Raw genomic sequence first — 24,302 nt, forward strand, 5'->3', positions numbered from 1 at the left:
GGACAACGCCGCTTGCAGAAAGCTGCCACGCCTTGGTGGCCGCCGGGCCGCGTGCTAGCGTCGCGGCATGAAGGAGAACGGCACGAAGGAGTCCGGGCCGACCCCTCCGAAGGGGGAACTGGTCGACCGCTACATGCCGGAATGGCATTTCCGCGAACACCACTGGGTGGCCGTCACCGCGCCCCCGGAGGAGGTGCTGGCGGCGGCCCGCGAGATGACCTGGCGGGAGGCCCCGGTGGCCCGCTTCCTGCTCGCGTTCACCAAGAACAAGCTGCGCCCGGACGGCCGCGTCCTGGACGACTTCGCGATGGGCGGCGAGACCGTACTCGCCCTGTCCGACGACGAGTTGGTGTACGGGGGGATCGGCTCGCCGGCCGGTCCCGTCACCCCGGAGCAGCCGATGGCCGAGGTCTTCGGGGACTACGCGGAGCCGGGCTGCACCAAGGTCGTCTTCACCCTGCGCTGCGCCGGCGGGGTGCTCTCCACCGAGACCAGGATCCTGGCCACCGACGACGCGGCGAAACGCAGCTTCGGGCGGTACTGGAAGGTCATCCGCATTCCCAGCGGAATGATTCGGATCGCGCTCCTGGCGGCGGTCAAGAAACGCGTCGACGGAACGGCCTGAAGGGCCCCGGGCGGTCAGCCCGGGGCCCTTTGCTTTCGGGCCCTTCCGTTCCTCCCGGTATCAGCCCCTGGCGTCCCGGACGAGTTCCACGAACCGGCCCGCCGTCGAGTTCCGGTAGAAGTCCTGGGTGGTCACCTTCGGGAGTCCCTGGTCGCGCATTTCCCGGAGCACCCGGATCACCAGCAGGGAATTCCCGCCGAGCTCGAAGAAATTGTCCTGGAGCCCGACCTCGGCGCCGAGCGCGTGGCTCCACAGCTTGAGGACCTGGTCGGTCAGCGGGTCCGCACCGTCCGGGTCCGCACCGTCCGTGGCCGCGCCGGCCCCGGCCGGGGCCGCGGCGGCCCCGGGCGCCGGCAGCGCGGCGGTGTCCACCTTGCCGTTGATGGTCAGCGGGATCGCCGGCACGGCGGTGACCGAGGCGGGCACCATGTATCCGGGCAGCACCCCGCGGGCGTGCGCGAGGACGTCGGCCGGGGCGGCCGTGCCGCGCAGCGCCACGTAGGCGTCGATCCGGGCGGTGGCCGCGTCGCCGGGGGTCTCGTGGTTGAGCACGGTGGCCGCGCCGGTCACGTCGGGGTGGCCCAGCAGCACGTTGCGGATCTCGTCCAGCTCGATCCGGTGGCCGCGCACCTTGACCTGGCTGTCCAGCCGGCCCAGGTGGTCCAGGGCGCCGTCCGGGCGCAGCCGGCCGCGGTCGCCGCTGCGGTAGATCCGGCCGCCGCCGTACGGGTCCTCGACGAACCGCCGGGCGGTCAGCTCCGGCTGCCCGAGGTAGCGGTCGGCGACGCCGGCGCCGCCCACCCAGATCTCGCCGGGCACGCCGACCGGCAGCAGCCGCCCGCGCGGGTCGCGCACCGACAGCGACCAGCCGGGCAGCGCCGGGCCGACCTTGCGGCCGGTGGCGAGCACGTCGGCCGGGGTCACGGTGTGCGCGGTGACGTGCACCGTGGTCTCGGTGATGCCGAACATGTTGACCAGCCGGCAGGCGGTGGGCGAGTGCCGGGCGAACCAGGGGGCGAGCATCCGCACGTCCAGCGGCTCGCCGCCGAACACCACCAGGCGCACGGCGAGCGCGTCGGCGGGCGACGGCCGGTCGGTCTCGACCAGCTGGGCGAAGGCCGACGGCGTCTGGCTCAGGACGGTGACCCGCTCGCGGACCAGCTGGGCGTGGAACAGCTCGGGGTCCCGGGTGGTCCAGTGGTCGACGACGACGAGCCGGCCGCCGGTGAGCAGGCAGCCCCAGATCTCCCAGACCGAGAAGTCGAAGGCGCTGGAGTGGAACAGCGTCCACACGTCGTCCGGGCCGAGCCGCAGGTCCCCGCGGGTGGCCTCGACCAGCGCGGCGACGTTGCGGTGCGGGATGACGACGCCCTTGGGGCGGCCGGTGGAGCCGGAGGTGTAGATGACGTAGGCGGGCGCGGCGCCGTCCTCGGCGCGGGGCGCGGCCGGGGCCGCGTCGCCGAGCGCGCGCAGTTCCGCCGGGGTGACGACGCGCACGCCGTCCAGGTCCGCCGGGAGGCCCCCGCCGGTGCCGATGACGACGCCCGCCCCGGCGTTGCCGACGGTGTAGCGCAGCCGGTCCTCGGGGTAGCGCAGGTCCATCGGCACGTACGCGCAGCCGGCCTTGAGCACGCCGAGCAGGCTGATCACCAGGTCCGCGTCGCGCTCCAGGGCGACGCCGACCATCGAGCCGGGGGCCACGCCGAGGGCGCGCAGCCCGGCGGCGGTGCGCTCGGCGAGGGCGTCCAGCTCGGCGTAGCGCAGGCTCGTCTCGCCGGCGGTGAGCGCGACGGCGTCCGGCCGCTCGCGGACCACGTCGGCGAAGAGCCCGTCGATCGTGCGGACGGCGGACGCGGCGCTCCCGGCCGGCGGGGTGACACCGAGGGCCAGGACGTGCTCCGCCTCGGCCGGGGTGAGCAGCTCCACGGTCTCCAGTGCCCGGCCCGGGTCCGCCGCCAACTGCCGTGCCACGTGGGCGACGTGGTCGGCGAATCGCGAGGCGACGACCGGCGCCAGCTCGCTCGGCCGGTGGCGCAGCACCCCGGCCGCCGTGCCGTCCGCACCGACGGTGAGGTGCAGCAGGCCGGGCAGTGCCGGCGCCAGCTGCGCCACCCGCCACTGGCCCGCGCGGGCCTCCTCGACCAGCACGCCGATGCCGCCGAGGTCGAGCACGCCGCCCTCGTACGCGGGCCGTCCGGCCAGGTAGGCCGACACGTCCTGCGCCTCGTCCACCGGAGCGCCCGTGCCGTACCGGGCGAGCACCAGGGCGGCGGCGCCGACGAGCAGCGTGGCGTCACCCGGCAGGCCGTCCGGCAGCGGGAGCTCCGCGACGGCCCCGGCCGCGGCCGGCTCGCCCAGGCCCCACTCCAGCGCGACGGGCGTGGCGGGCGCGACGGGCGTGGCGGAGGCCTCGGGCTCGGACTCGGCGAAGGTCAACGCGGCGCCGTCGACGGCCAGTTCGTGCCGCGCGACGAGCACCAGGTCCGCCGCGTCGTCGGCGTAGCGCAGCAGCACCGCGCGCAGCGGCGGCCCGGCGGCCCGCAGCGGGCGTTCGGCCTCGCGCCGGGCCCGGGCGGCCGCCCGCGGGTGGCCGGCGGGCAGGTCCACCCGCTCCTCCCACAGCGGCAGGCCCGCCAGCTCGGCGCGGGCCCGGCCGGCGGCGGTGCGCAGCCGCCGCGCCAGCTCCCCGGCCTCGACGGCGCCCGGCAGCCGGACCACCAGGCTGTGGCAGGACGTGGCCTGACTTCTCGACATGGACGGACACTCCTGACGGTGGGACGAACGGGCGTGCGGGACGTCGGCGGGCGGTCAGCGGGCGCTGAAGCCGCCGTCGACGGTGAGCGTGGTCCCGGTGACCTGCCGGGAGTCGTCGCCGGCCAGCCAGAGCGCGGCGCCGGCGATGTCCTGCGGCTCGATGAGGGCGTTCATCGGCTGCGCCTGGACGAAGATCTCCTCGTGCTCGTCGACGGCGACGTCCAGCGAGCGGGCGATCTCGGCGAGCATCCGGCCCTCGTGCAGCGGGTCGTCGCGCACCGAGCCCGGGCACAGGGCGTTGACCCGGACCCGGAAGGGCGCGTAGTCGAGCGCGGCGGCCTTGGTGAGGCCGATCAGGCCGTGCTTGGCGGCGACGTACCCGGCGAAGTGCCGGTAGCCGACCAGCCCGGCGGTGGAGGCCACGTTGATCACGCTGCCGGAGCGCTGCTCGACCATGGCGGGCACGACCGCCTTCATCATCCGCCAGGCGCCGGTGAGGTCGATGCCGACCATGAGGTCCCACTCGTCCTCGGCGATCTCGTGGACGGCCTTGCCCGAAGGGGCGGCGATGCCGGCGTTGTTGAGCAGCACGTCGACGGTGCCGAAGCGGTCCAGCGCCTGCTCGGCGGCGCGGGTGACGTCGGCCGGGTCGCGGACGTCGGCGGCGACGGTGTGGACGGCCGCGCCGTGCGCCCGGCAGAGCTCGGCGGTGTGCGCCAGCTGGCCCTGCGAGCCGAGCGGGTAGGGCACGCCGTCGAGGTCGCCGGCGACGTCGACCAGCACCAGGTCGGCGCCCTCGGCGGCGAACCGGACGGCGCACGAGCGGCCCAGGCCGCGGGCGGCGCCGGTCACGAGGGCCGTCCTGCCGCTCAGCCGGCCGGTGGCGGGCTCGTTCACGAGGCGGCGCCCGAGGGAGCGGCGAGCGCGGCCGCGACGGTGTCGACCACCGGCAGCGGCGACTCGGTGAGGTACATGTGGCCGCCCTCCGGCTCCACCAGCCGGAACGCGGCGGTGGTGGCCGCGCGCCACTCCCCGGCCTGCTCGCGGGTCACCAGGGTGTCCCCGGTGGCGCGCAGCGAGGTGATCGGGGTGCGCAGCGGCTCGTCCGTCGCGGGCCGGTAGTCCTCGTGCATCCCGACGTCCGCGCGCAGGATCGGCAGCAGCAGTTCGCGCATGTCCGGGTCGGCCAGCGCGTCGTGCTGGTAGCCGGCGAACTCCTGGACCCGGGCGAGGAAGGCGTCGTCGTCCAGGCCGGTGGCGCGGCGGGTGCGCGGGGTCCACGGGCCGGGCGAGCCGCTGACGAAGAGGTGGACGAGGTCGACCGCGGGCTGCTGCTCCAGTGCGCGGGCGAGCTCGAAGGCGAGCACCGCGCCGAGGCTGTGCCCGAACAGCGCGACCGGACCGTCGGCCAGCTCCGCGACCCGCGGGGCGAGCGCGGCGGCGGCGGTCGCCGCGTCGGTGAACGGCTCGTCGAGGAACAGCTCCTCGCGGCCGGGCAGTTGGAGCGGGACGATGCGCGGGGCGTGTGCGGGGAGGTTCTTCCACCCGCGGTAGAAGCCGGCGCCGCCCCCCGCGAAGGGCAGGCACACCAGGGAGTGGGTCATGAGCGGCATCGCTTTCTGGGAAGCTGCGTGGTGGCTGCACGGCGACCGGGGGCGTGGCCGCCCGGGGGCGGCCGGACGTCCACGCTGTCACCGGGCCCCGAGCGCGGGCAACGGGCGTTGCAGATTGCTGCCAACGCCCGCCGCCCGCCGGCCGGACGGGGTGGTTCAGGCGGCGTTCATGGCGTCGGCCAGGGACTTCGGCCGCATGTCGGTCCAGTGCTCGTTGATGTAGTCGAGGCAGGCCTGGCGGCCGTCCTCGCCGAACACGGAGGTCCAGCCGGCCGGGACCTCGGCGAAGGAGGGCCAGAGCGAGTGCTGGTTCTCCTCGTTGACGAGGACCAGGTAGCGGGCGTCGTCGTTCTCGAACGGGTTGCTGGCCATGGTGGGCCCTTCCTTCGGTGGTGGTGGGTCAGGAGACCTTGAGCGACTGCAGGCGCCGGAGGAAGTCCGGCAGCCGGTCCACGCCCCAGTACTTGTCGAAGCCGCAGATGAAGAACGGCACGCCGAACACGCCGTCGCGGTGCAGGGAGCCCAGCGCGGCCATCCCGAGCTCGCGGATCTCCGGGTCCTCGTGGGCCCGGGCCAGCGCCTCCGGGTCGGCGCCGATGGTCTCGGCGATCTTGCGCATGGTGTCGGGCCGCGAGATGTCCTCGCCGCGCTCCCACCGGGTGCGGTACGTCTCGGCGATGAACTCCCGCCCGACGCCCAGCCGTTCGGCGGCCAGGTAGGCGAGGTGCGAGACCTCCCAGCGTGGGGCCGGGTCGACCGGCCAGACCATCTCCAGGTCGCGGGCCCGGGCCAGGCGCCGGACGTCCTGCAGGATGTAGAGGTGCTTCTCCTTGGACATCGGGACGTACGGGAGCCGGATGTTGCTCTGCTCCAGCTCGTCCTGGGCGGACGGGTCCGGCTCCCAGAACGGCAGCCACTCGATCCGCTCGGCCTCCTGCGGGTGGTGGTCGACCAGGTCGCGGTAGGCCATCCAGGAGTAGGGGCTGCGGAAGGAGAAGTACCAGCGCGGTGCACGTCGTGCCATCGCCGCCTCCAGCCTTTCTGAACGGGTGGTTCGAACTGCCCGGCCGTCCGGGCTAGATGGTGATGCCGCCGTCGATCTGGAGGACCGCGCCGGTGATGTACGCGGCCTTGTCCGAGACCAGGTAGGCGACCAGGTCGGCGACCTCCTCCGCGGTGCCCATGCGGCGCAGCGGGATCGAGGTCAGTGCCTCCTTGCGGGCCTTGTCGTTCATCGCGGCGACCATGTCGGTCTCGATGAAGCCCGGGGCGACGGCGTTGACCCGGATGCCGGCGCGGCCGCTCTCCTTGGCCAGGGCGCGGGTGAAGCCGATGATCCCGGCCTTGGACGCCGAGTAGTTGGTCTGGGTGCCGTGGCCGTAGACCCCGGCGACCGAGGAGATGTTGACGATCGCGCCGCCGCGGCGCTTCATCATGCCGAACACCACGGCGCGGCAGACGTGGTAGACGCCGTCCAGGTTGGTGTCGATGACCTGGCGCCACTGCTCGTCCTCCATCAGGACGAGCGGGTTGTCGCGGGTGATGCCGGCCGCGGTGACGGCCGCGGCGACCGGGCCGAGCCCGTCCTCGGTGGCCTCGATCCAGGCCCGGACGGCGGCGCCGTCGGCGACGTCCACCCGGGTGCCGGTGATCCGCACGCCGTGCTCGTCGCCGGTCTTCTCCAGGCTGCGCGCCGCCTCGTCGTCCGAGCGGTAGCAGAAGGCGACGTCGAAGCCGTCCCGGGCGAGCGCCGTGACGGTGGCCCGGCCGATGCCGCGCGAGCCGCCGGTGACCAGGGCGACCCGGCTGGTGGTGTCCGACATGGTGGTGCTCTCTCCTCAGACGGTGGCCGGGCGCAGCGCCTCGGCGGGGCGGAAGGCCATCACGATCCGGCCGACGGTCATCACGGGTTCACCGGCCGAGCGGGTCTCGCCCTCGAACAGCACGGTGTCGTCGACCCGGCGGTCCAGCCGGACGACGTGCTCCAGCACCTCGCCGGGCAGCACGGGGCGGTGGAACTCGACACCGGTCATGCCGCCGAAGAGCATCACCTGCCCGCTCAGCACGTCCGGGTTGGGGTCGTCCCAGGTGGCCAGCACCCCGGCGGACTGGCACCAGGACTCGACCAGCAGCGAGGACGGGTAGGCGAAGTCCTCGGCGGGGGTGTCCGCGCCGAGCTTCTCGTACCAGGGCTCGTTGCAGGTGACGGCCTTGAGGGCGGTCAGCCGCTCGCCGGGGACGAGGTCGACGACCCGGTCCACCAGGAGCATCGGGAAGCGATGCGGCAGCCGGGCGCGGATGTCGCGCTGGCCGATCACACCCGGCACGGAGAAGCCGGTCACGCCGCCACCTCCGCGAGGGCGTAGCGCAGCCGGACGCTCGCCGCCGGGCCGCGCCCGGTGGCCAGCTTGGCCCGGCACTGCCAGTCGCCGGCCGCGGTCCGCTTCCACTCCATGGCGATCTCCAGCTCGTCGCCGGGGAAGACCGGCCCGGTGAACCGGGTGGACTCCACGGCGGCCAGCGCGGCGCCCTTCGCCTCCGCGGGCAGGGTGGCGAGCGCGCCCTGGTGGGTGCACTCGACCAGGCAGACGCCGGGGAAGATCGGGAAGCCCGGGTAGTGGCCGGGCAGCACGGTCTCGGTGTCCTCCACCCGGAAGCGGGCCGCGGTGCGCGGCCCGTCGGTGGCGGGCAGCACCTCGACCGCGCCGCCGAGCGGGCCGGCGGCGGGCATCAGGCGGCCTTCGCCGCGTCGAGCCGGCCGAGCAGGACGTCGTAGGCGTTCCGCAGGGTGGTGATCTGCTTGAGGTCCGACTCGGGCAGCTTCACGCCGTACTTCTTCTCCAGCACGACGACGATCTCCAGGGCCATCAGCGAGTCGACCTCCAGGTCGTCGACGAAGCGGGCGTCGTCGGTGACCTCCTCGGCGTCGACGTCCAGCACCTGGGCGACCACGGCGCGGAGTTCTTCCTTGTCCAGCACGATTGCCGTTCCTTTCGGAGGAGTTCGGGGGAGTTCGGGGGGAGTGCGGAGGAGCCGGGGCTCAGCGCAGGCCGAGCAGGGCGCAGCCGACGGTGCCGCTGCGGTCCACGGAGGTGATCACGCCGATCCGTCCGGCCGCCCCGGCCGGGTGGTCGGCCGCGTACGAGAGCAGGGCGGTGGCCTGGAAGGCGGCTGCGGCCGCCCCGGTGTCGCCGATCAGCCCGGTCAGCGTCAGGTCGGCGTACCCGTCGGTGCCGAGCACCTCGCGGACGGCCTCGGCCTCGCCGCGGCCCTCGCGGCCGGGCGCGCCGGAGCGGGCCACCGCGGCGACCTGCCCCGGTTCGACGCCGGCCCGCTCCAGCGCCGCGCGCAGGGCGGCGGCCAGCACGGGGGCGGGGTCGCCGTCGAGGACGACGCGCAGTTCGACGCCGAGGAGTTCGGCCAGCACCGGCTGGTCCGGGTCCCCCGGGGCGTACGGCTCGACGAGGAGCATCGCGCAGCCCTCGCCGAGGGCGGGCGCGCCGGCCTCGGCCGCGTCGCCGCTGTGGTGCTCCAGCCAGGACCGGGCCTGGCTGAACTCCTCGGCCGCGCCGCACAGGACGGTCCGGGCGCGGCCGGTGCCGAGCAGCCGGCGCGAGTAGTTGAGCGCGTGCAGGCCGGCGGTGCGGCCGCCGGCGATGGTCGCGTTGGGGCCCTTCAGCTGGTACCAGATGGCACTCTGGCCGGCCGCGCAGTTCATCACCGTGTTGGGGAAGCGCGCGGGGTCGACGAAGAAGGGCTGCTCGCCGGTGAGCGAGTCGCGGGTGAAGTCCATCATCGACTGGGCGCTGCCGGTGGTGGTGCCGAGGGCGAACGCGGCGCCCTCGCCGGTGCCGACGGCCCGGTTGCGCGGCCCGTCGTCGAGCAGCGCACCGACGGCGGTGACGGCGAGGCCGGTGACCCGGTCCATCGAGCGGGTGCCCTTCTTGCCGAGCACCTCGCGGATCGCGAAGCCGGGCACGACGTGGCCGGTCCCGTCGGGGGTGGTGCCGTGTTCGGCGCCGAGCGCGGTGACGGTGCCGCGGCGCTCGCGCAGGCCCTCGGTGAAGGCGGTGCGGCCGATGCCGTAGGGGGACACGGCCGACCAGGCGGTGATCACCGGGCGTCCGGCGCCCGTGGTGAGGGTGGTCATGACCGTCACCGGTTCCTTTCGGTCAAGGGGTCAGTGGAGCGGGGCGTTCAGAGGAAGACGACCATCCGGTACTCGCCCCAGCGCGCGGCGGTCGCGCCCGCCGGGGCGAGCTCGACGCCGTCGACGAGCGGCAGCGGGGAGCGCAGCGCCGCGATGTCGGGCTCCTCGACGAGCACCCGCACGCCCGCGCCGAGCAGCGTGCGCAGGCCCTGGCGGGGGTCGGTGAGCGTGTCGACGGTGCGGTTGCCGATCCGCAGCGGGGGCGGTGGCGCGGCGTCCAGGGCGTAGCCGGCGGCCGAGCCGCGCAGCAGGACGTCCAGTCCGCCGAGCTGGCGGTGCAGTTCGGTGGCGAGGTACAGCTCGTCGAAGAACTGCTTGTCGAGCGCGCCGCGGTAGCCGCGTTCGACGATGGCCAGCACCCGGCCGTCCGTCGGGTCCGTCGGGTCGCCGGCCATCAGATCACCCCCATCAGCAGGGTCTTGTCCGCGGCGGCGACGTTGGCGGCGTAGCCGGCCGGCGGGCGGAGCACGACCTGGGGGAGGTGGTCCACGGCGCCGCGGTCGTCGCTGCAGAACCGGCAGCCGTACCAGTGGAGCCGGTCCGGGTGGGCGGTGAGCAGCTCCTCGGCGAGCGTGGCGAGGGAGGGGTACTCCCGGTTCCAGTCGGCGAGGTTGCGCGGCTTGTCCGGGCCGAGCGGCTTCTGGGTGAGCAGGGTGGCGTAGCCGCAGGTCCACACCTGCACGGTGGCACCGCGCTCCAACAGGGCCTGGGTCAGCCGCAGGGCGGTGGTGACCTGGTCCGATGCGTGGGGGGCACCCATGAGGGTGATGAGCACGTCCGTGTGCGGGATCCGTCTGGCCACCTCAGTGCCACACCACCCGGACGGCCGGATCGAGGATCCAGCCCGCCACGACGTCCATCCCGACCACCCGGAGCTCGGGGCGCAGGGCCGCGCCGTCCAGGCCGTGCTGGGCCAGCGAGAAGCTGTCCGCGGCGAGGACCCCGCCCTCCTCCTGGAAGCGGTCGAGGTCGGAGTCGCTGCCCGGGACGGCGAGCACGACGCCGTCCTGGACGAGGAAGAGGAGCGCCGACTGCCCGGTGAGCACCTGGGCGACCGCGTCGCGCCGGAAGCCGGCGTCCTGGGCGACGCGGCCCTGGCTCTCGATGAGCAGCAGGCGCGGCGTGGAGCCCTCCCACACCTCGACCCCGCTCGCGGAAATCTCGCTGGTCTCGCTCATGCGCCCGCCTCGCTCCGCTCGGCAGTCGCTTCGCGAAACGTGCACCTCTCGATGGCTCGCTCGCTACGCTCGCTCACGCCTGCTGCACTCCGTTGACGGCGTCGAGCACGCGCTGGTCGAAGCTCACCAGGCTCCAGTCGCGGCGGTTGCCGATCACCGCGTAGCCGTGCACGATGCGGCCGGTCGCGGTCTTGACCAGCTCGCCGTCGCGCAGGACGTAGAAGTCCATGCGGGAGGTGTAGGTGAAGTCCTTGAAGACCTCCTCGACGGTGTACACCGTGTAGAGGTCTTCCTCCATCAGCGCCTCGTCGAGGATGCGGATGTCGGAGCGCGGCACGACCGGGATCCACTTGCGGTCGTCCAGCAGGGTCTTGATGGAGATGCCGCGGTCCGCGACGAAGCGGTCCTTGCCCTCCTCCATCAGCCGCAGGTAGCCCGACATCTGGATGCGCTCGGTGAAGTGGCAGTACGGGTACGGGATGTTCCACTTCCACGCGTACGCGTTCTGCCCGGCCGTCAGCGAGGCGAGGACCTCCTCCTCGGCGGGGGCAGCGGTGCCGGCCGCGCGCTCCAGGTCGTCGCCGAGCTTGGCGACGGCGAAGCGGGCGAGCAGCGCGGGCACCTCGCCGGCCGCCTCCAGGTAGGTGTCGATCCGCAGCGAGACGCGGACTTTGGAGGTGACGGCCTTGAGGACCTCGCCGTCGCGCTCGACCCGGATGACGACCTTGAGGCCGATCGTGCCGTCCACGTCCTTGGTCCACGGCACGACCTCGGCCTCGGCCACGTCGTCCATGTGGAAGGCGTGCAGGATGCGGGTGTCGATCGAGACCAGGTCGAGGCCGAGGCCGTGCTCCTCGTAGAGCGCGCGGGCCGGGAGCCCGGCCTGCCGGAAGTGGTCGAGGACGGCCTCCTCGACGAGGTAGTTGACGTGCTTGAAGCCGATCCAGGTGCAGATGTTGGAGCCCTCGTAGCGGGGGCGGACCTGGGTGGCGGTGGAGGTGGTCAGCAGCGCCTTGACGGCGGTGTCCGTGACGAGGGTCATCGCTGGAGCTCCAGGGCGGTTGGTCGGGCGTGGCCGTCGGACGGCGACAGGCCCGGGACGGTGTGGACGAACTCGGCGACGGCGGCGGCGAACCGCCCGGGCGCGTCGAGCATCGGGAAGTGCCCGCAGCCGGGCAGGACGAGGGAGCGGGCGTCGGGCAGGGCCCCGGCGAGCGCCACGCCCTCCCCGGGCGGGGCGGCGAAGTCGCTCTCGCCGGCCAGCACCAGGGTGGGCAGGGCGAGTCGGCCGGCCGCCAGCGCGGGCGTGCGCAGGTACAGGTCGAAGAAGCGGAACCAGCCGTACGGGCCGACGCGTTCGCGCACCCGCTCGCCCATGGCCCGCCGCAGGTCGGCCGGGACCCGGCCGCCGGAGTGGGCCCGGATCCCCTCTTCCATGATCAGGTGGAAGTCGTTCAGGTAGTAGCTGATGGTCTCCCAGTCGAACTGCTCGGCGCGCGAGCGGTAGAACGGCGAGACCAGGACGAGCGCGCGGAGGCCGTATTTGCGCGGCGCGTCCACGCCGGCCCGCAGTTCGCGGTCCAGCAGGTCGAGCAGCACGTTGGCCGCCATCGAGTGCGCGACGACGACCTCGGCGCCGCCGGGCACCGACTCCAGCGCCTGGGCGAGCCGGCCGGTCAGGTCGGTCTCGGTGCCGAGGCCGGTGATGGTCTCGGTGCGCCAGGGCAGCCGGGCGGTCCACATCTGCAGGCCGTCCGGCAGTTCGGGGAGCGCGGGCTCCCACACGCTGTCGTTGGCGGCCAGGCCGTGCAGCAGCAGCACGCGGGGGCCGGTGCCGTCGGTGCGCCGCTCGACGGAGACCGGGCGCAGGTCGGGCCCGCCCGCCACGGCGTCGCCGCTCATGCCGCTTCGGGGGCGAGCACCAGCAGGTCGGCGCGGGCGTCGTCGCCGGCGCCGCCGGTGACGGCCTGGACCGGGCCCGGCTCGCCGGCGTCGAAGAGCCCGACCGCGGCCGCCACCTGGAGCAGCCCGGCGGCGCCGGAGGCCTTGCCGAGGTGCGCGGGCAGCTCCCAGCGCAGGCCCCGCTCGTCGGGTGCGGCGGCGCCGCGGCGGTAGCCGCCGAGCACGGCGCGGACGGTCGCCGAGCGGGCGGCGGCGGCCGCGCGGGACTCGACCACCAGGGCCGCCCCGCCGTCGACGGCGCGCTCGCCGCCGAGCAGCCGGCGCACCACCTCGTTGTCCGGCTCGACGCCGAGCACGAGGACGCGCTCGGCCCGGCCGGCGTTGATCAGGGTGGTGGCCCAGTGCAGGGCGTCCAGGCCGGAGGTCTCGCCGTTGCAGACCATCAGGTTGGGGCCGCGCAGCCCGTAGCGGATCGCCGCCGAGGAGGCGATGACGTTGCTGGAGGCGTTCGGCAGGTCCATCGGCGAGGTGGCCGTGACGGTGCCCTCGCGCAGGGTGTCCAGGGCGCGGGTGACGGTGTCCAGGTTGCCGAAGTTGGAGCTGGCGACCACGCCGACGCTGGCGGCCGGCACGGTGATGCCCGCCTTCTCGTCCGCGCCGAGCAGTCCGGCGTCGCGCAGCGCGGCGGCGGTGAGCGCGTAACCGAGCTGGGTGGCCCGGTCCTTGTAGCGCAGGCCCTTCTTGCCGACGTGCGCGGCCGGCTCCACCGGGGCCCCGCCGGGGGCGGGCCCGTCGGCGAGGGCGCGGACCGTCTCGGTGCCGGGCAGCAGGACGGCGGCGCCGGTGACCACTACGTTCATGCGCCCGCCTCGCTTCGCTCGGCAGGGGCATTCACCCATGCGCACCTCTTGATGATGAGCTCACGTCGTTCGCTCATTGGGTCCCCTCCACGATGGCCACGGCGTTGATGCCGCCGAAGCCGAAGGCGTTCAGCTGCGCGAGCCGCAGCGTCCGGTCGGTGGCGGCCTCGCCGGTGACGAAGCTGAACTTCGCGGCCTCGTCCACCGGGTCCTCCAGGCCGACGGTCGGCGGCACCCGGCCCTCGTTCAGGGCCCGGACGCCGACGATCAGGTTGATCAGGCCGGAGGCGCCCGAGGTGTGGCCGGTCATCGACTTCACCGCGGTCATCAGCGGGCCGGAGGCGTCGTCGCCGAGCACGGCGGCCAGGGCGGTGGCCTCGGCCTCGTCGTTGAGCAGGGTGCCGGTGCCGTGCACCATCACCAGGTCGAGGTCGGCGGGCTTGACGCCGGCCAGCCGGTGGGCGGCGTGCATGGCCTCGGCGATGCCCTCCGGGGAGGGCGCGGTGACGTGGAAGGCGTCGCAGTTGACGGCCACGCCGCGCAGCCGGGCGTGCACCTGCGGGGCTCCCTCCTCGGTGCGGCGCAGCACGATCGCGGCGGCGCCGTCGCCCATCAGCACGCCGGTGCGGTTGCGGTCGAAGGGCCGCACCCGGTCCGGGGGTGTCGCGTGGACGCGCTCCAGCAGGCCGTACATGGACTCGGTGAGGACGTCGACCCCCGCCACGATGACGGTGTCGGGCGCGTCCGGGCCCTCCTGGTCGAGCAGGTCGCCGGCCAGCGCGAGCGCGTACAGCGAGGCCGAGCAGGCGTTGGAGAAGGTGTGGGTGACGTCGGCGTTGAAGCGTTCCTTCAGGCCGGTGCCGAAGTGCAGCCCGGAGTCGGCGAACGGCGAGCCGTCGGCCCACCACAGCTCCAGCGAGCGCAGTTCGCGCAGGCCGGTGCCGACCAGGATCGGGATGCCGGCCAGGTCCTCGCCGAGGCCCGCGTCGGCGGCGGCCTGGGCGATCGCCTCGTGCAGCAGCCGGCCGGCCCGGCCCGGGACGTCCTCGCCCGGGGCGGGGCGGTCGTCGACCTCGTACGCGTGCTGGGCGCGGAACCTGGTGCGGTCGAAGCCGCGCAGTTCGGCGCGGCCGGAGACGCCCGCGCACAGGTTCTCGAAGAGCTCGCCGACACCGGTGCCGGTGGCGGCGACCGCGCCCATCCCGATGATGGGGCGGATCGTCATGACGCCTCCTTGGTCGCGTCGTACCGCCCGAGCAGGACCGCCGCGTTGTTGCCCCCGAACGCGAGACCGTTGTTCTGGACGATCCGCAGGTCGGCCTCGACCGCCTGGTTGGGCACGCAGTCGACGTCGCAGTCGGGGTCGGTGGTGACGTGGTTGATGGTGGGCGGGATGAACCGGTTGCGGATCGCGAGCGCGCAGCCGATCGCGCCGAGCGCGCTGGCGGCGCCCATGCTGTGGCCGAGCATCGACTTCATCGAGACGGTGCGCGGCGGGGTGTCGCCGAACACCTGCCGGATGGCGCCGGCCTCGGTGATGTCGTTGGCCTTGGTGCCGGTGCCGTGCGCGGAGATGAGGTCCACCTCCTGCGGCTTGACGCCGGCGTTGTCCAGGGCGAGCCGCATCAGCTCGGCGACGCTGTCCCGGTCCGGGGCCACCTGGTGGTGGGCGTCGCAGTTCAGCCCGTAGCCGAGCACCTCGGCGTAGATGGTGGCGCCGCGCTCCAGTGCCGAGTCCAGCCGTTCCAGGACGAGCACTCCGGCGCCCTCGCCGGTGAGGATGCCCTTGCGGTCGACGTCGAAGGGCTGGCAGCGGTCGGGGGCGATGGTGCCGAGCCGGTAGAAGCCGGTGAAGGTCTTGCGGCACATCGCGTCCGCGCCGCCGCAGAAGGCGAACTCCGCCTCGCCGGAGCTGACGGCGTCGAAGCCGTAGCCGATGGCGTAGTTGCCCGCGGAGCACGCGGTCGGAATGGTCAGCGCCTCGACGTCGGTCAGGCCCAGTTCCTGGGCGATGGCCGCCGACAGCCGCCCGGCCGGCACTCGCCGGGCGGCCGTCGGGTCGAAGGTGCCGGTGCCGTCGGCGAGTTCGCGCTCGACCAGCTGGTCGAGGTCGTAGCTCTCGCCGTCGGTGGTGCCGATGGAGATCAGTCCGCGCCGGCCGCGCAGCAGTGCCAGGTCGAGGCCGGAGTCCTCCAGGGCCATCCGGGCCGCCGCGGTCGAGAACTGCGCGGCCCGGCCGAGCTGTTCGACGTCCAGCGTGCGGATCCAGTCCCGCGGGTCGAAGTCGGTGATCTCGCACCCGTTGGCGTGGGCGAAGCCCTCGGTGTCGAACACCGAGATGGGCCGGGCCCCGCTGCGGCCCTCGCGGAGCCCCGTGAGGAACTCCCGGACGCCGAGGCCGATGCTGGACACCACCCCGAGCCCGGTGAGCACCACCCGGTGCCGCTGCGGCCCGGTGTGCCCGGTGCCGTTTCCTGCCGCCGTCATGGCGACCCTCCCCATCCGTCGCAGCGTTGTCGGGACTACCAGCCGGCCGGCTCCGAGACGACCTCGTAGACGCCCGTGAGGTTGACCATGCGGGGCAGCTCGCTCTGATTGATCACGACGCCGAACTCCTTCTCCAGGGCGGCGAGGATCTCGATCGCGCGGAGCGAGTCGGCGTCGTGGTCCTCCTTGAAGAGGCTGGTCTCGGTGACCTCGTCCTCCTCGATCTCCAGAATGTCGCAGACGATTTCCTTGATGGTTTCGAGGCGCTCGTCGCGGGTGGCGGTGGTCATGGTCTTCTCCTTTGTCCGGCCCGGTTCCCGGGCCGCGCGGAATGCATTGCCGGATGTGGTGCGGGATGCGGCGCGGGGTGCCGCGCCGGATCGAATAACCGTGCGGATGGAATTCTGCGAGCCCGGTTTCCGGGCCCACAACGGCGGCTGCAACAACCTGCCACCGGCGTCCGGGAATTCAGCGGCGGGCGGTCGCGGAAAGCCGTGCGCGGAGGTCCGCGACGAGCGCCTCGCGCTGCTCGACCAGGTAGAAGTGGCCGCCCGGCAGGACGGTCAGGTCGAAGCCGGCCGGGGCGATCCCGGCCCAGGCCGCGACCTCGTCGGGGGCGACGTCGGGGTCGCCGTCGCCGACGTAGCCGGCCACCGGGCAGGGCAGCGGCACGCCGGGCCGCGGCGCGTACCCGGCGACGGCCCGGAAGTCGGCGCGGATGGCGGGCAGGACGAGCTCGCGCAGGTCCTCGTCGGCCAGCAGCGCGGCGTCCGTGCCGCCCATCCGGCCGACCTCGGCGAGCAGTTCGTCGTCGCTGCCGAAGGCGGCGGTGCGCGGCGTCAGCAGGTGCGGGGCCTTGCGGCAGGAGACGGCCAGCAGCGCCGGGGCGATGCCGTGCCGCTGCGCGAGGCGCAGCGCGATCTCGTAGCCGACGGTGGCGCCCATGCTGTGGCCGAACAGGGCGAGCGGGGTGTCGAGGCAGGGGGTGAGTTCGGCGGTGATCGCGTCGGCGAGGTCCTCCAGGCGGGTCCACGGGTCCTCGGCGATCCGCTCCTGGCGGCCGGGGTAGCGCACGGCGAGGACTTCGACGTCCTCGCCGAAGGCGCGCCCCCAGCCGTGGAAGAAGCCGGCCGAGCCGCCGGCGTGCGGCAGGCAGAGCAGCCGCAGCCGCGGGGGTGCCGCGGTGGGGTACCGGCGCAGCCAGATGCTCTCGGTGGCCTGTGTCATCGGGGTGGTTCTCCTTGTCCGGTTCGGTGCTGGGGCCGGTCCTCGGACCCCGTCCCGGCCCCGGTCAGCCCAGCGCGGCCGGGCTGTTCAGCGACACCACCCCGGTCTCCGGCGCGATCCGGCGGATCAGGCCGGCCAGGGTCTTGCCGGGGCCGATCTCGACCAGCCGGCGGCAGCCGAGCTCGCCGGTGAGGGTGCGCACGGAGGGCTCCCAGAGCACCGGCGAGGTGAGCTGGCGGGTGGCCAGGGCGGGCCAGTCGCACTCGCCGGCGTACGCGCGGGCGTCCGCGTTGGCGACGACCGGCAGGTGGGCCGGGGCGAAGGCGGTGTTCTTCAGTGCGGTCCGCAGCCGTTCGGCGGCGGGCGCCATGTACGGGCTGTGGAAGGCGCCGCCGACGGACAGCCGGATCATCTTGGCGCCGATCGAGGGCGCCTCGGCGCCGATCAGCTCGATGCCCTCGGCGGAGCCGGAGACCACGGTCTGGCCGGGCGCGTTGACGTTGGCGACCCACACCTCGGCGCCCCGCGCCCGGATCCGGTCGGTGAGTTCGGCGACCTGCTCCAGCGGGGCGGCGACCAGGACGCCCATGGTGCCGGGGCGCTCGTCGGCGGCGTCCCGCATGGCCCGGCCGCGGGCCGCCACCAGCGCGGCGGCGTCGGGCAGGGTGAGCGCCCCGGCGGCGGTGAGCGCGGCGTACTCGCCCAGGCTGTGGCCGGCCACGGCGGCCACCGGCCCGTCGAGCGCGCCGCGGCGCACCGCCTCGGCGTACGCGACCATGGCCACCGTGAACACGGTGAGCTGCGCCAGGTCGGTGCGCCGCAGGTGTTCGTCCGGAGTGTCCAGGAGCAGTTCCGCGAGATCCTCCCCGGTGACCCCGGAGATTGCCGTGACGATTTCCCAGGACGGGGTTTCCCGCCAGGGCTCGCCCATTCCCGCTTTCTGCGTCCCCTGGCCGGGGAACACCAGACCGATCGGGTTCTGGTCCATTGACCCGCCTTCCGCGCCGAATTCACCGGTGGGTACGGGGGCCCGCCGCCGGAGGTTTTCCGGAGGGCGGGTCCCCGTGCCGACGGCCGGCAGTTTCGGGGGAGTACGGCAGGCCATCGGGAAGGGGATTTCCGGGTGCGTGCGGCACCCGGCCCCCTTTCCGCGGCCCATACAACCGAGGGCGCCGGGGGAGCGGCAACAGACCCTTCAGGAAGCTGCCACTCGCCCGGCACCCGGTGGAACGTTGCGGCCTCAGGCGCCCGGGCCGCCGCCCGGGCCGCCGCCGGGCCCCGGCCGGGCGGGCCGCAGCAGGCCGAGTTCGGCGGCGCGCACGCCGGCCTGGAAGCGGGACTGCGCGCCGAGCATCGCCATGATCTCGGCGACGTGCCGGCGGTAGGTGCGCACCGAGACGGTGAGTTCGCGGGCGGCGACCTCGTCGGTGACGCCGGCCCGCAGCGCGCCGAGGATCTGCTGGGCGAGCGCGGCCCGGTCCCGGTCGCCGAAGACGATCCGCTCGCCGGCCGGGACGGCGTTGCGCCACACGCTCTCGTACAGCGAGCCCAGCGTGAAGACCACCTTGGGCTCGCGGATGACGGAGGCCCGGACGCCGGTGGCCGACTCGGCGACGACCAGCGCGGTCGTGCCGTCCACCAGCAGCGCCTGGAGCGGGGGCACCCGGGCCACCCGGATCGCCACCGGCCGCTCCTTGGCGAGCTGCTCGCGGACGAAGTCCTCGTCGATCATCGAAGGGTTCGTCAGCAGCCGCACGGAGATGGTCTCGGCGGCGCCGTAGATCAGTCTTCGCTCGGCGAACTCGCTGAGCCCGGGCTCCTGTTCCTCGGCGCCGGGCATCCGCGCGTGCACGATGTCGATGCTGCGCACGGCGCTGCGGATGAGGGCGGCGGCGGTGTCGAGCACCGCCCGGTAGCCGCCCTCCACCGTGGCGATCTGCTGGGCCCGGTGGCTGCGGTCGCGGTGGATGGCCACCGTCGACTCGATCAGCGACCGCACTTCCAGGAGTGCTCTTTCCAGTTCGTCCTCTGCCTCGATGGGCACGTCGTACTCACCAGTTTCCCCGTTGGTGTTACTCACTGCGCCGCGGCTGGTGGGCCGCGGTCCTCCCCGTGTGCTCGGGGACGGCGCCCGGCCCTGTCCCGCAGGGCCCGCAGGGGCGCCGAAGACAGGCTGTCACTCGTGGAGCAGGCCCAGCTCGACCGCGCGCACGCCGGCCTGGAAGCGGGAGCTGGCACCGAGTTCGCGCATGATCTCGGCGACGTGGCGCCGGTAGGTGCGCAGGGACATGCTGAGGTCGCGGGCGGCCGCCTCGTCGGTGTAGCCGCTGCGCAGCCGCTCCAGGATGCTGCGGGTGAGGTCGCCGAGCAGGCGGGGGCTGAGCGCGAGGTGGTCGTCGAGCTTGCGGCCGAGCGACCAGGCGCCGGCGAAGAGCAGCTCCAGGGCGCGGACCGCGGCCCGGTCGTTGACCAGCGTGGCCTGGCCCTTGGCGTTGCCGGCGGAGGCGCGGACGAGGGCGGCGGCGCCGTCGGAGATGACGATGTCGCGCAGGTCGGCCTCGGAGACGCGGATCTCGAAGCGGGCGCCGGGCGCGTGGGCGAGCTTGGCCAGGGCGCAGTCGGCGACACCGGGGGCGCAGAGGACCCGGACGACGGTGCCGGGGCGCATGGTGGTCAGGGCGTCGCGGGCGATCTGCTCGAAGGGCCCGGTGCCGGTGACGGCGACGCAGACCGAGTGCCGGGCGCCGTGCACGAGCTGTTCGACGGCCTCGCCTAGGGCGGTGACGTCGGTGTGCGGGGCGGGGGGGCCCTGGTCGGGGCGCTGCCGGTAGAGCGAGACAGTGGATTCGATCAGTGCCCGTGCCTGGAGCAGGGTCTTTTCGACGTGCGCGGCGTGATCGCCCGGCGTCGATTCCTCCTGGCCAGGGCCGTTCGGCGAACCGGCTGCACTGGTCACTTGCGTCCCCCCTTACGGTGGTGGTCTTTCCGTTCATTCGACGTTCAACTGTTTAATCAAGAACATGTCAGATGACACCTGATCAGACCACCTGCGACTGACAGTAGTTCGGCTGTTCGAAGCCAGTCAACCTTTGCTCAAAACCGCAGGTCAAGGGCCTTTGAGCCCGCACTCGGCGGGTGCGTCGCGGGGTGGGCGCGAAGGACATCGCGAACGGCATCGCGAACGGCATCGCGAACGGCATCGCGAACGGCATCGCGAACGGCATCGCGACGGGCATATATCAGGCCGGGATTTTCCCACCACCGACCTGGCGAATCTCCAGCCGCCCTGGCATCAACCTGCACTCGGGCACCGGAAAGGAGCGATCGGCATTCCGTTTTCCTCACGAGAAGTAGCCCGCCCCTCACCGCCGGTCGCGGCCCTGTCCCCTTCCGGCCAACCCTGAACTCGCCCGGCCGGCCTGGACTGGTCCGACCTTACGGTAAGCGGCGTGACCATACGTCAGACGGGGACTTTTCGGCCCATAACTTTGCCGGCCCGGCCGGCCACCGGCGCGACGGCGCGGTGGCGGGCGGTGCCGTCGCCGGCGTCCCCGCGCTGAACCGTCCGGTCGCGCCACGCTGCGGACATCCGCACCCCTGTGGTCCTCACCCCTGTTCGGCGTGCCAGGCGGGCTGCCCCGGCGCGCCCCGAAGCCAGGAGACAGACGGCCCGTGACACGTCCCACCAACCTCACCGACCTGCTGCTGGACGTCGCCGAGCGGCATCCGGCGACGGGCCTCGGCCACGGCCCCGGCGCCGCCGACGCCGACGCCGGTCCGACCGATCAGACCTACCCGGCCCTGCTCGACGCCGCCCGGCGCGTCCTGACCGGCCTGCGGGCCCGCGGCCTGCGCCCCGGCGACCGGGTGGTGCTGATCCTGGAGCGCGCCGAGGACTTCCTGCCCGCGTTCTGGGGCGCCGTGCTCGGCGGCTTCGTCCCGTGCCCGCTGGCCGCGCCGGCCGCCGCCGACCCGGAGCGGTGGGCCGCCCGGCTCGGCCACGTCGACGCCCTGCTGGACGGTCCGCTGACGGTCACCACCGCCGGCCTGGCCGCCGCTCTCCCGCCCGACCGGGACCGCCCGCTCGCCGTCCTGGAGGAGCTGTCCGGCGAGCCCGCCGCGGAGCTGCACCGCGCCGCCCCCGGGGACACCGCCGTGCTGATGCTGACCTCCGGGTCCACCAGCAACTCCAAGGCCGTCATGCTCAGCCACGCCAACCTGCTGGCCTCGATGGCGGCCAAGAACGCCGCGCACCGGCTGGACGCCGCCGACGTCACGCTGAACTGGGTCTCCTTCGACCACGTCGCCGCGCTGCTGGAGTGCCACCTGCTGCCGCTGTCCGTCGGCGCCCGCCAGCTACACGTCGCCCCCGCCGCGGTGCTCGCCGACCCGCTGGAGTTCCCGCGGCTGCTGTCCCGGCACGGCGTGACGATGACCTTCGCGCCGAACTTCCTCCTCGGCCTGGTCTCCGCCGCCGCCGACCGGCTGGACGCCGGGGACGAGCGGCTCGACCTGAGCCGGGTCCGGCAGATCATCAGCGGCGGCGAGGCCGTCCTGGTCAGCACCGGAGAAACGTTTCTGGAGAGGCTCGCGCCGTACGGCCTGGCCGGGGACGCCCTGTGGCCCGCCTTCGGCATGACCGAGACCTGTGCCGGCAGCGTCTACTCCCGCCACGGCTTCCCGGCCACCGACCGCGGCGCCGAGTTCGCCAACCTGGGCACCCCCGTCCCCGGCCTGTCCGTCCGCATCGCCGGCCCGGACGACCGCCCGCTGCCCGAGGGCGCGGTCGGCGAGCTCCAGCTGACCGGCCCGATGATCACCGGCGGCTACTTCCGCGACCCGGCGGCCACCGCCGGGGCCTTCACCGCCGACGGCTGGTTCCGCAGCGGCGACCTCGGCCGGATCGACGGCGGCCGGCTCACCCTCGTCGGACGCAGCAAGGACAGCGTCATCGTCAACGGCGTCACGTACTTCAGCCACGACGTCGAGGCCGCCCTCGAACAGCTCGACGGCGTCGCCCGCTCCTACGTCGCCGCCTTCCCGACCCGCCCGGCGGGCAGCGACACCGAGCAGCTGGTGATCGCCTTCCACCCCGACCTGCCGGAGGGCGACGAGACCGCCCTGCACCGGGTGCTCACCGCCGTCCGCGCGACCGTCGTCACGCACTGGGGCTTCCGGCCGGCCCTGGTCCTGCCCCTGCCCGCCGAGGCGTTCCCCAAGACCAGCCTCGGCAAGATCCAGCGCGCCCTGATGCGCCGCCGCCTGGAGGAGGGGGCGTACGCCGGGCAGCAGTCCGCCGTCTTTGACCTGACGACGCGCATGCTCGGCGGGTACACCGCGCCCGAGGGCCCGGTCGAGCTCGCCCTCGCCGCGATCTACGCCGAGCTGTTCGACTGCGACCCGGCCGCGATCAGCGCCACCGCGGGCTTCTTCGACCTCGGCGGCACCTCGCTCGACATCCTGCGGCTGCGCGCCAGGGTGGCCGAGCGGCTCGGCGTCACCGGCCTGGAGGTCATCACGGTGCTCACCGCGCCGACCGTCCGCGCCCTGGCCGCCCGCCTCGCCGAGCCCGCCGCCGCCCCGGGCACCGCCCGGCCGTACGACCCGCTGGTGCCGATGCAGACCGGCGGCGACAAGACCCCGCTGTTCTGCGTCCACCCCGGCGTCGGCGAGGTGCTGGTCTTCGTCAACCTCGCCCGGTACTTCGTCGGCGACCGTCCGTTCCACGCGCTGCGCGCCCGCGGCTTCAACGACGGCGAGAAGCCCTTCGTCTCCTTCGAGGAGATGGTCGACGCCTACGTGGACGCGATCCGCGCCGAGCAGCCCGAGGGCCCGTACGCGGTGGCCGGGTACTCCTACGGCGCCGCCGTCGCCTTCGAGATCGCCAAGGTCCTGGAGGCGCGGGGCGAGCGGGTCGACTTCGTCGGCAGCTTCAACCTGCCTCCGCACATCAAGTACCGCATGGAGGAGCTGGGGTACGCCGAGACGGCCGCCCACCTGGCGCTCTTCCTGGAACTGATCGACAAGAAGCAGTCCGTCGACCTCCCCGACGCGCTGCGGCACCTGCCGCGCGAGGAGCAGGCCGCCCGGCTGGTCGCCCTCGCCCCGCCGCACCGGCTGGCCGAACTCGACCTGGACGCCGACCGGTTCGCGGCCTGGGCGGAGATCGCCGACACCCTCACCGGCCTGGGCCGGGAGTACCGGCCGAGCGGCGCCGTCCGCTCGATGACGGTGTTCCACGCGCTCCCGCTGCGCGGCACCCGCCAGGAGTGGCTCGACAACGAGCTGCGCCGCTGGGACGAGCACGCCCGCGAGGAGAACCGGTACGTGGAGGTGCCGGGCGAGCACTACACCCTGATGGGCCCGCGCCACGTGGCCGCCTTCCAGGCGGTCCTGCGTCGCGAACTGGACCGCGCGCTCGCCGGGGCCGACGAACTGGCCCGCCGGCGGGCCGCGCACCGATGACGAAGGAGCACAGCAGCACCATGCGGGGGAAGAAGATCCTGATCACCGGCGGCACCGGGCAGGTCGCCCGGCCGGTCGCCGAGGCGCTCGCCGAACACGCCGAGGTCTGGTGCATCGGCCGGTTCGGCACACCGGGCGTCGAACGGGCACTGGCCGACCGGGGCATCCGCACCCGGCACTGGGACATGGCCGACGGCTCCGAGCGGGCGCTCGCCGGACTGCCGCGGGACTTCACCCACGTCCTGCACTCCGCCGTCCACCGCGGCGAGGACGGCGACTTCAACGCCACCGCCGAGATCAACGCCGTCGCCACCGGCCGCCTGATGGAGCACTGCCGCACCGCCGAGGCGTTCCTGTTCGTCTCCACCGGCGCGCTCTACAAGCGCCGGACCCTCGACCACGCCTACACCGAGGACGACCCGGTGGACGGCTCCGCCGACTGGCTGCCCGCCTACCCGATGGGCAAGCTCGCCACCGAGGGCGCGGTGCGCGCCTTCGCCCGGGTGCTCGACCTGCCCACCACCATCGCCCGGCTCAACATCGCCTACGGGCCCGGCAGTTACGGCGGCGTGCCGATGCTGTACTTCAAGGCGATGCTGGCCGGACAGCCGATCCAGGTGCCGCTGGAGGGCCAGAACTGGTGCTCCCTCCTGCACACCGACGACCTGGTGGCGCAGGTGCCCCGCCTCTGGGCGGCCGCCGCCACCCCGGCCACCGTCGTCAACTGGGGCGGCGACCAGTCCGTCGGCGTCACCGACTGCATCCGCCACATCGAGCGGCTCACCGGTGTGACGGCGGACCTCGTCCCGAGCGAGGTGACCCGCGAGACGTACCGGTTCGATCCCACGCTGCGCCGGAAGCTGACCGGCCCGTGCACCGTCGACTGGCGCGACGGCATCGAACGCACCCTGCGCGTGATGTACCCGCAGTACCTGGACGGCCGCCGCGTGGGCGGCGAGAGCATGACGAAGGGACGCTGAC

27 protein-coding genes are annotated in these 24,302 nt (G+C 74.0%); 4 read left to right on the forward strand and 23 right to left on the reverse strand.

The features are described from left to right. The first annotated feature begins 67 nt into the window (after positions 1 to 67). Complete coding sequence (locus tag ACFXDE_RS13930; protein ID WP_380493978.1) at positions 68 to 625, forward strand: hypothetical protein; 558 nt, start codon at positions 68 to 70, stop codon at positions 623 to 625. Positions 626 to 685: 60 nt separating this feature from the next. On the opposite strand, the gene ACFXDE_RS13935 is transcribed toward ACFXDE_RS13930, so the two are convergent. The 23 genes from ACFXDE_RS13935 to ACFXDE_RS14045 all read right to left on the reverse strand — a co-directional run bounded on the left by ACFXDE_RS13935 (position 686) and on the right by ACFXDE_RS14045 (position 19,812). Continuing rightward, positions 686 to 3,379, reverse strand: a complete 2,694-nt coding sequence (locus ACFXDE_RS13935) for an amino acid adenylation domain-containing protein (protein ID WP_380493980.1) — start codon at positions 3,377 to 3,379, stop codon at positions 686 to 688. Between the two features lie 54 nt (positions 3,380 to 3,433). Then, the gene (locus tag ACFXDE_RS13940; protein WP_380436791.1) at positions 3,434 to 4,276 is read right to left on the reverse strand and encodes a mycofactocin-coupled SDR family oxidoreductase; all 843 of its coding nucleotides are present in this window, start codon (positions 4,274 to 4,276) and stop codon (positions 3,434 to 3,436) included. After that, positions 4,273 to 4,992, reverse strand: a complete 720-nt coding sequence (locus ACFXDE_RS13945; RefSeq protein ID WP_380493982.1) for a thioesterase II family protein — start codon at positions 4,990 to 4,992, stop codon at positions 4,273 to 4,275. The genes ACFXDE_RS13940 and ACFXDE_RS13945 overlap by 4 nt, the downstream gene beginning before the upstream one ends. Before the next feature lie 156 nt (positions 4,993 to 5,148). Continuing rightward, complete coding sequence (locus tag ACFXDE_RS13950) at positions 5,149 to 5,364, reverse strand: MbtH family protein (RefSeq protein ID WP_380436795.1); 216 nt, start codon at positions 5,362 to 5,364, stop codon at positions 5,149 to 5,151. Positions 5,365 to 5,392: 28 nt separating this feature from the next. Next, positions 5,393 to 6,016: a 2-hydroxychromene-2-carboxylate isomerase gene (locus ACFXDE_RS13955; protein WP_380436797.1), complete on the reverse strand. Its 624-nt coding sequence runs from the start codon at positions 6,014 to 6,016 to the stop codon at positions 5,393 to 5,395. 52 nt (positions 6,017 to 6,068) lie between these two features. Continuing rightward, on the reverse strand, positions 6,069 to 6,815 hold the full coding sequence (gene fabG / locus ACFXDE_RS13960) for a 3-oxoacyl-[acyl-carrier-protein] reductase (RefSeq protein ID WP_380493985.1): 747 nt from the start codon (positions 6,813 to 6,815) through the stop codon (positions 6,069 to 6,071). Positions 6,816 to 6,830: 15 nt separating this feature from the next. Beyond that, positions 6,831 to 7,262, reverse strand: coding sequence for a 3-hydroxyacyl-ACP dehydratase FabZ family protein (locus tag ACFXDE_RS13965; RefSeq protein ID WP_380494066.1), 432 nt, complete (start codon positions 7,260 to 7,262; stop codon positions 6,831 to 6,833). Between the two features lie 68 nt (positions 7,263 to 7,330). Beyond that, positions 7,331 to 7,723, reverse strand: coding sequence for a 3-hydroxyacyl-ACP dehydratase FabZ family protein (locus tag ACFXDE_RS13970; RefSeq protein WP_380493986.1), 393 nt, complete (start codon positions 7,721 to 7,723; stop codon positions 7,331 to 7,333). Further along, a complete protein-coding gene (locus ACFXDE_RS13975) occupies positions 7,723 to 7,971 on the reverse strand; it encodes an acyl carrier protein (protein WP_359971072.1) in 249 nt (82 codons plus the stop codon). The genes ACFXDE_RS13970 and ACFXDE_RS13975 overlap by 1 nt, the downstream gene beginning before the upstream one ends. A gap of 61 nt (positions 7,972 to 8,032) precedes the next feature. Further along, a complete protein-coding gene (locus ACFXDE_RS13980) occupies positions 8,033 to 9,142 on the reverse strand; it encodes a beta-ketoacyl synthase N-terminal-like domain-containing protein (RefSeq protein WP_380436804.1) in 1,110 nt (369 codons plus the stop codon). Between the two features lie 47 nt (positions 9,143 to 9,189). Beyond that, positions 9,190 to 9,597, reverse strand: coding sequence for a hypothetical protein (locus tag ACFXDE_RS13985; protein WP_380436806.1), 408 nt, complete (start codon positions 9,595 to 9,597; stop codon positions 9,190 to 9,192). Further along, complete coding sequence (locus ACFXDE_RS13990; protein WP_359971066.1) at positions 9,597 to 10,004, reverse strand: hypothetical protein; 408 nt, start codon at positions 10,002 to 10,004, stop codon at positions 9,597 to 9,599. Before ACFXDE_RS13990 ends, ACFXDE_RS13985 begins: the two co-directional genes overlap by 1 nt. Position 10,005: 1 nt before the next feature. Beyond that, positions 10,006 to 10,380, reverse strand: a complete 375-nt coding sequence (locus tag ACFXDE_RS13995; RefSeq protein ID WP_380493989.1) for a hypothetical protein — start codon at positions 10,378 to 10,380, stop codon at positions 10,006 to 10,008. A gap of 73 nt (positions 10,381 to 10,453) precedes the next feature. Next, complete coding sequence (locus ACFXDE_RS14000) at positions 10,454 to 11,422, reverse strand: hypothetical protein (RefSeq protein ID WP_380493991.1); 969 nt, start codon at positions 11,420 to 11,422, stop codon at positions 10,454 to 10,456. Next, positions 11,419 to 12,282, reverse strand: a complete 864-nt coding sequence (locus ACFXDE_RS14005; RefSeq protein WP_380493993.1) for an alpha/beta fold hydrolase — start codon at positions 12,280 to 12,282, stop codon at positions 11,419 to 11,421. Before ACFXDE_RS14005 ends, ACFXDE_RS14000 begins: the two co-directional genes overlap by 4 nt. Next, complete coding sequence (locus ACFXDE_RS14010) at positions 12,279 to 13,142, reverse strand: beta-ketoacyl synthase N-terminal-like domain-containing protein (protein WP_380493995.1); 864 nt, start codon at positions 13,140 to 13,142, stop codon at positions 12,279 to 12,281. Before ACFXDE_RS14010 ends, ACFXDE_RS14005 begins: the two co-directional genes overlap by 4 nt. A gap of 73 nt (positions 13,143 to 13,215) precedes the next feature. Then, positions 13,216 to 14,367: a beta-ketoacyl-[acyl-carrier-protein] synthase family protein gene (locus tag ACFXDE_RS14015; RefSeq protein WP_380493997.1), complete on the reverse strand. Its 1,152-nt coding sequence runs from the start codon at positions 14,365 to 14,367 to the stop codon at positions 13,216 to 13,218. Next, positions 14,364 to 15,629, reverse strand: a complete 1,266-nt coding sequence (locus ACFXDE_RS14020; protein ID WP_380436820.1) for a beta-ketoacyl-[acyl-carrier-protein] synthase family protein — start codon at positions 15,627 to 15,629, stop codon at positions 14,364 to 14,366. Before ACFXDE_RS14020 ends, ACFXDE_RS14015 begins: the two co-directional genes overlap by 4 nt. A gap of 35 nt (positions 15,630 to 15,664) precedes the next feature. Continuing rightward, a complete protein-coding gene (locus tag ACFXDE_RS14025) occupies positions 15,665 to 15,919 on the reverse strand; it encodes an acyl carrier protein (protein WP_380436822.1) in 255 nt (84 codons plus the stop codon). Positions 15,920 to 16,097: 178 nt separating this feature from the next. Continuing rightward, entirely contained in the window at positions 16,098 to 16,856 is a 759-nt protein-coding gene (locus ACFXDE_RS14030) for a thioesterase II family protein (protein WP_380494000.1), read from the reverse strand. A 64-nt stretch (positions 16,857 to 16,920) separates the two neighbouring features. Next, positions 16,921 to 17,844, reverse strand: coding sequence for an ACP S-malonyltransferase (locus ACFXDE_RS14035; protein WP_380494002.1), 924 nt, complete (start codon positions 17,842 to 17,844; stop codon positions 16,921 to 16,923). 252 nt (positions 17,845 to 18,096) lie between these two features. Next, the gene (locus ACFXDE_RS14040; RefSeq protein ID WP_380436828.1) at positions 18,097 to 18,900 is read right to left on the reverse strand and encodes a LuxR family transcriptional regulator; all 804 of its coding nucleotides are present in this window, start codon (positions 18,898 to 18,900) and stop codon (positions 18,097 to 18,099) included. A 132-nt stretch (positions 18,901 to 19,032) separates the two neighbouring features. After that, complete coding sequence (locus tag ACFXDE_RS14045; protein WP_380436830.1) at positions 19,033 to 19,812, reverse strand: DNA-binding response regulator; 780 nt, start codon at positions 19,810 to 19,812, stop codon at positions 19,033 to 19,035. A 191-nt stretch (positions 19,813 to 20,003) separates the two neighbouring features. Between ACFXDE_RS14045 and ACFXDE_RS14050 the strand changes: the two genes are divergently transcribed. From ACFXDE_RS14050 to ACFXDE_RS14060, 3 genes are all read left to right on the forward strand, one after another. Then, on the forward strand, positions 20,004 to 20,210 hold the full coding sequence (locus tag ACFXDE_RS14050) for a hypothetical protein (RefSeq protein ID WP_380494004.1): 207 nt from the start codon (positions 20,004 to 20,006) through the stop codon (positions 20,208 to 20,210). 318 nt (positions 20,211 to 20,528) lie between these two features. Then, a complete protein-coding gene (locus tag ACFXDE_RS14055) occupies positions 20,529 to 23,321 on the forward strand; it encodes an AMP-binding protein (RefSeq protein ID WP_380494006.1) in 2,793 nt (930 codons plus the stop codon). A gap of 20 nt (positions 23,322 to 23,341) precedes the next feature. Next, entirely contained in the window at positions 23,342 to 24,301 is a 960-nt protein-coding gene (locus ACFXDE_RS14060) for an NAD-dependent epimerase/dehydratase family protein (RefSeq protein ID WP_380436836.1), read from the forward strand. The last annotated feature ends 1 nt before the right edge of the window (position 24,302 follow it).

This window comes from Kitasatospora sp. NPDC059408 (genome assembly GCF_042751525.1).
GTDB lineage: Bacteria > Actinomycetota > Actinomycetes > Streptomycetales > Streptomycetaceae > Kitasatospora.

What these genes read in the sequence shown, in the direction of transcription:
- ACFXDE_RS13930 (WP_380493978.1), top strand. Translation starts at nt 68, where the DNA reads ATGAAGGAGAACGGCACGAAGGAGTCCGGGCCGACCCCTCCGAAGGGG.
- ACFXDE_RS13935 (WP_380493980.1), bottom strand. Translation starts at nt 3,379, where the DNA reads ATGTCGAGAAGTCAGGCCACGTCCTGCCACAGCCTGGTGGTCCGGCTG.
- ACFXDE_RS13945 (WP_380493982.1), bottom strand. Translation starts at nt 4,992, where the DNA reads ATGCCGCTCATGACCCACTCCCTGGTGTGCCTGCCCTTCGCGGGGGGC.
- ACFXDE_RS13950 (WP_380436795.1), bottom strand. Translation starts at nt 5,364, where the DNA reads ATGGCCAGCAACCCGTTCGAGAACGACGACGCCCGCTACCTGGTCCTC.
- ACFXDE_RS13955 (WP_380436797.1), bottom strand. Translation starts at nt 6,016, where the DNA reads ATGGCACGACGTGCACCGCGCTGGTACTTCTCCTTCCGCAGCCCCTAC.
- fabG (WP_380493985.1), bottom strand. Translation starts at nt 6,815, where the DNA reads ATGTCGGACACCACCAGCCGGGTCGCCCTGGTCACCGGCGGCTCGCGC.
- ACFXDE_RS13965 (WP_380494066.1), bottom strand. Translation starts at nt 7,262, where the DNA reads ATGCTCCTGGTGGACCGGGTCGTCGACCTCGTCCCCGGCGAGCGGCTG.
- ACFXDE_RS13970 (WP_380493986.1), bottom strand. Translation starts at nt 7,723, where the DNA reads ATGCCCGCCGCCGGCCCGCTCGGCGGCGCGGTCGAGGTGCTGCCCGCC.
- ACFXDE_RS13980 (WP_380436804.1), bottom strand. Translation starts at nt 9,142, where the DNA reads ATGACCACCCTCACCACGGGCGCCGGACGCCCGGTGATCACCGCCTGG.
- ACFXDE_RS13985 (WP_380436806.1), bottom strand. Translation starts at nt 9,597, where the DNA reads ATGGCCGGCGACCCGACGGACCCGACGGACGGCCGGGTGCTGGCCATC.
- ACFXDE_RS13995 (WP_380493989.1), bottom strand. Translation starts at nt 10,380, where the DNA reads ATGAGCGAGACCAGCGAGATTTCCGCGAGCGGGGTCGAGGTGTGGGAG.
- ACFXDE_RS14000 (WP_380493991.1), bottom strand. Translation starts at nt 11,422, where the DNA reads ATGACCCTCGTCACGGACACCGCCGTCAAGGCGCTGCTGACCACCTCC.
- ACFXDE_RS14005 (WP_380493993.1), bottom strand. Translation starts at nt 12,282, where the DNA reads ATGAGCGGCGACGCCGTGGCGGGCGGGCCCGACCTGCGCCCGGTCTCC.
- ACFXDE_RS14010 (WP_380493995.1), bottom strand. Translation starts at nt 13,142, where the DNA reads ATGAACGTAGTGGTCACCGGCGCCGCCGTCCTGCTGCCCGGCACCGAG.
- ACFXDE_RS14015 (WP_380493997.1), bottom strand. Translation starts at nt 14,367, where the DNA reads ATGACGATCCGCCCCATCATCGGGATGGGCGCGGTCGCCGCCACCGGC.
- ACFXDE_RS14020 (WP_380436820.1), bottom strand. Translation starts at nt 15,629, where the DNA reads ATGACGGCGGCAGGAAACGGCACCGGGCACACCGGGCCGCAGCGGCAC.
- ACFXDE_RS14025 (WP_380436822.1), bottom strand. Translation starts at nt 15,919, where the DNA reads ATGACCACCGCCACCCGCGACGAGCGCCTCGAAACCATCAAGGAAATC.
- ACFXDE_RS14030 (WP_380494000.1), bottom strand. Translation starts at nt 16,856, where the DNA reads ATGACACAGGCCACCGAGAGCATCTGGCTGCGCCGGTACCCCACCGCG.
- ACFXDE_RS14035 (WP_380494002.1), bottom strand. Translation starts at nt 17,844, where the DNA reads ATGGACCAGAACCCGATCGGTCTGGTGTTCCCCGGCCAGGGGACGCAG.
- ACFXDE_RS14060 (WP_380436836.1), top strand. Translation starts at nt 23,342, where the DNA reads ATGCGGGGGAAGAAGATCCTGATCACCGGCGGCACCGGGCAGGTCGCC.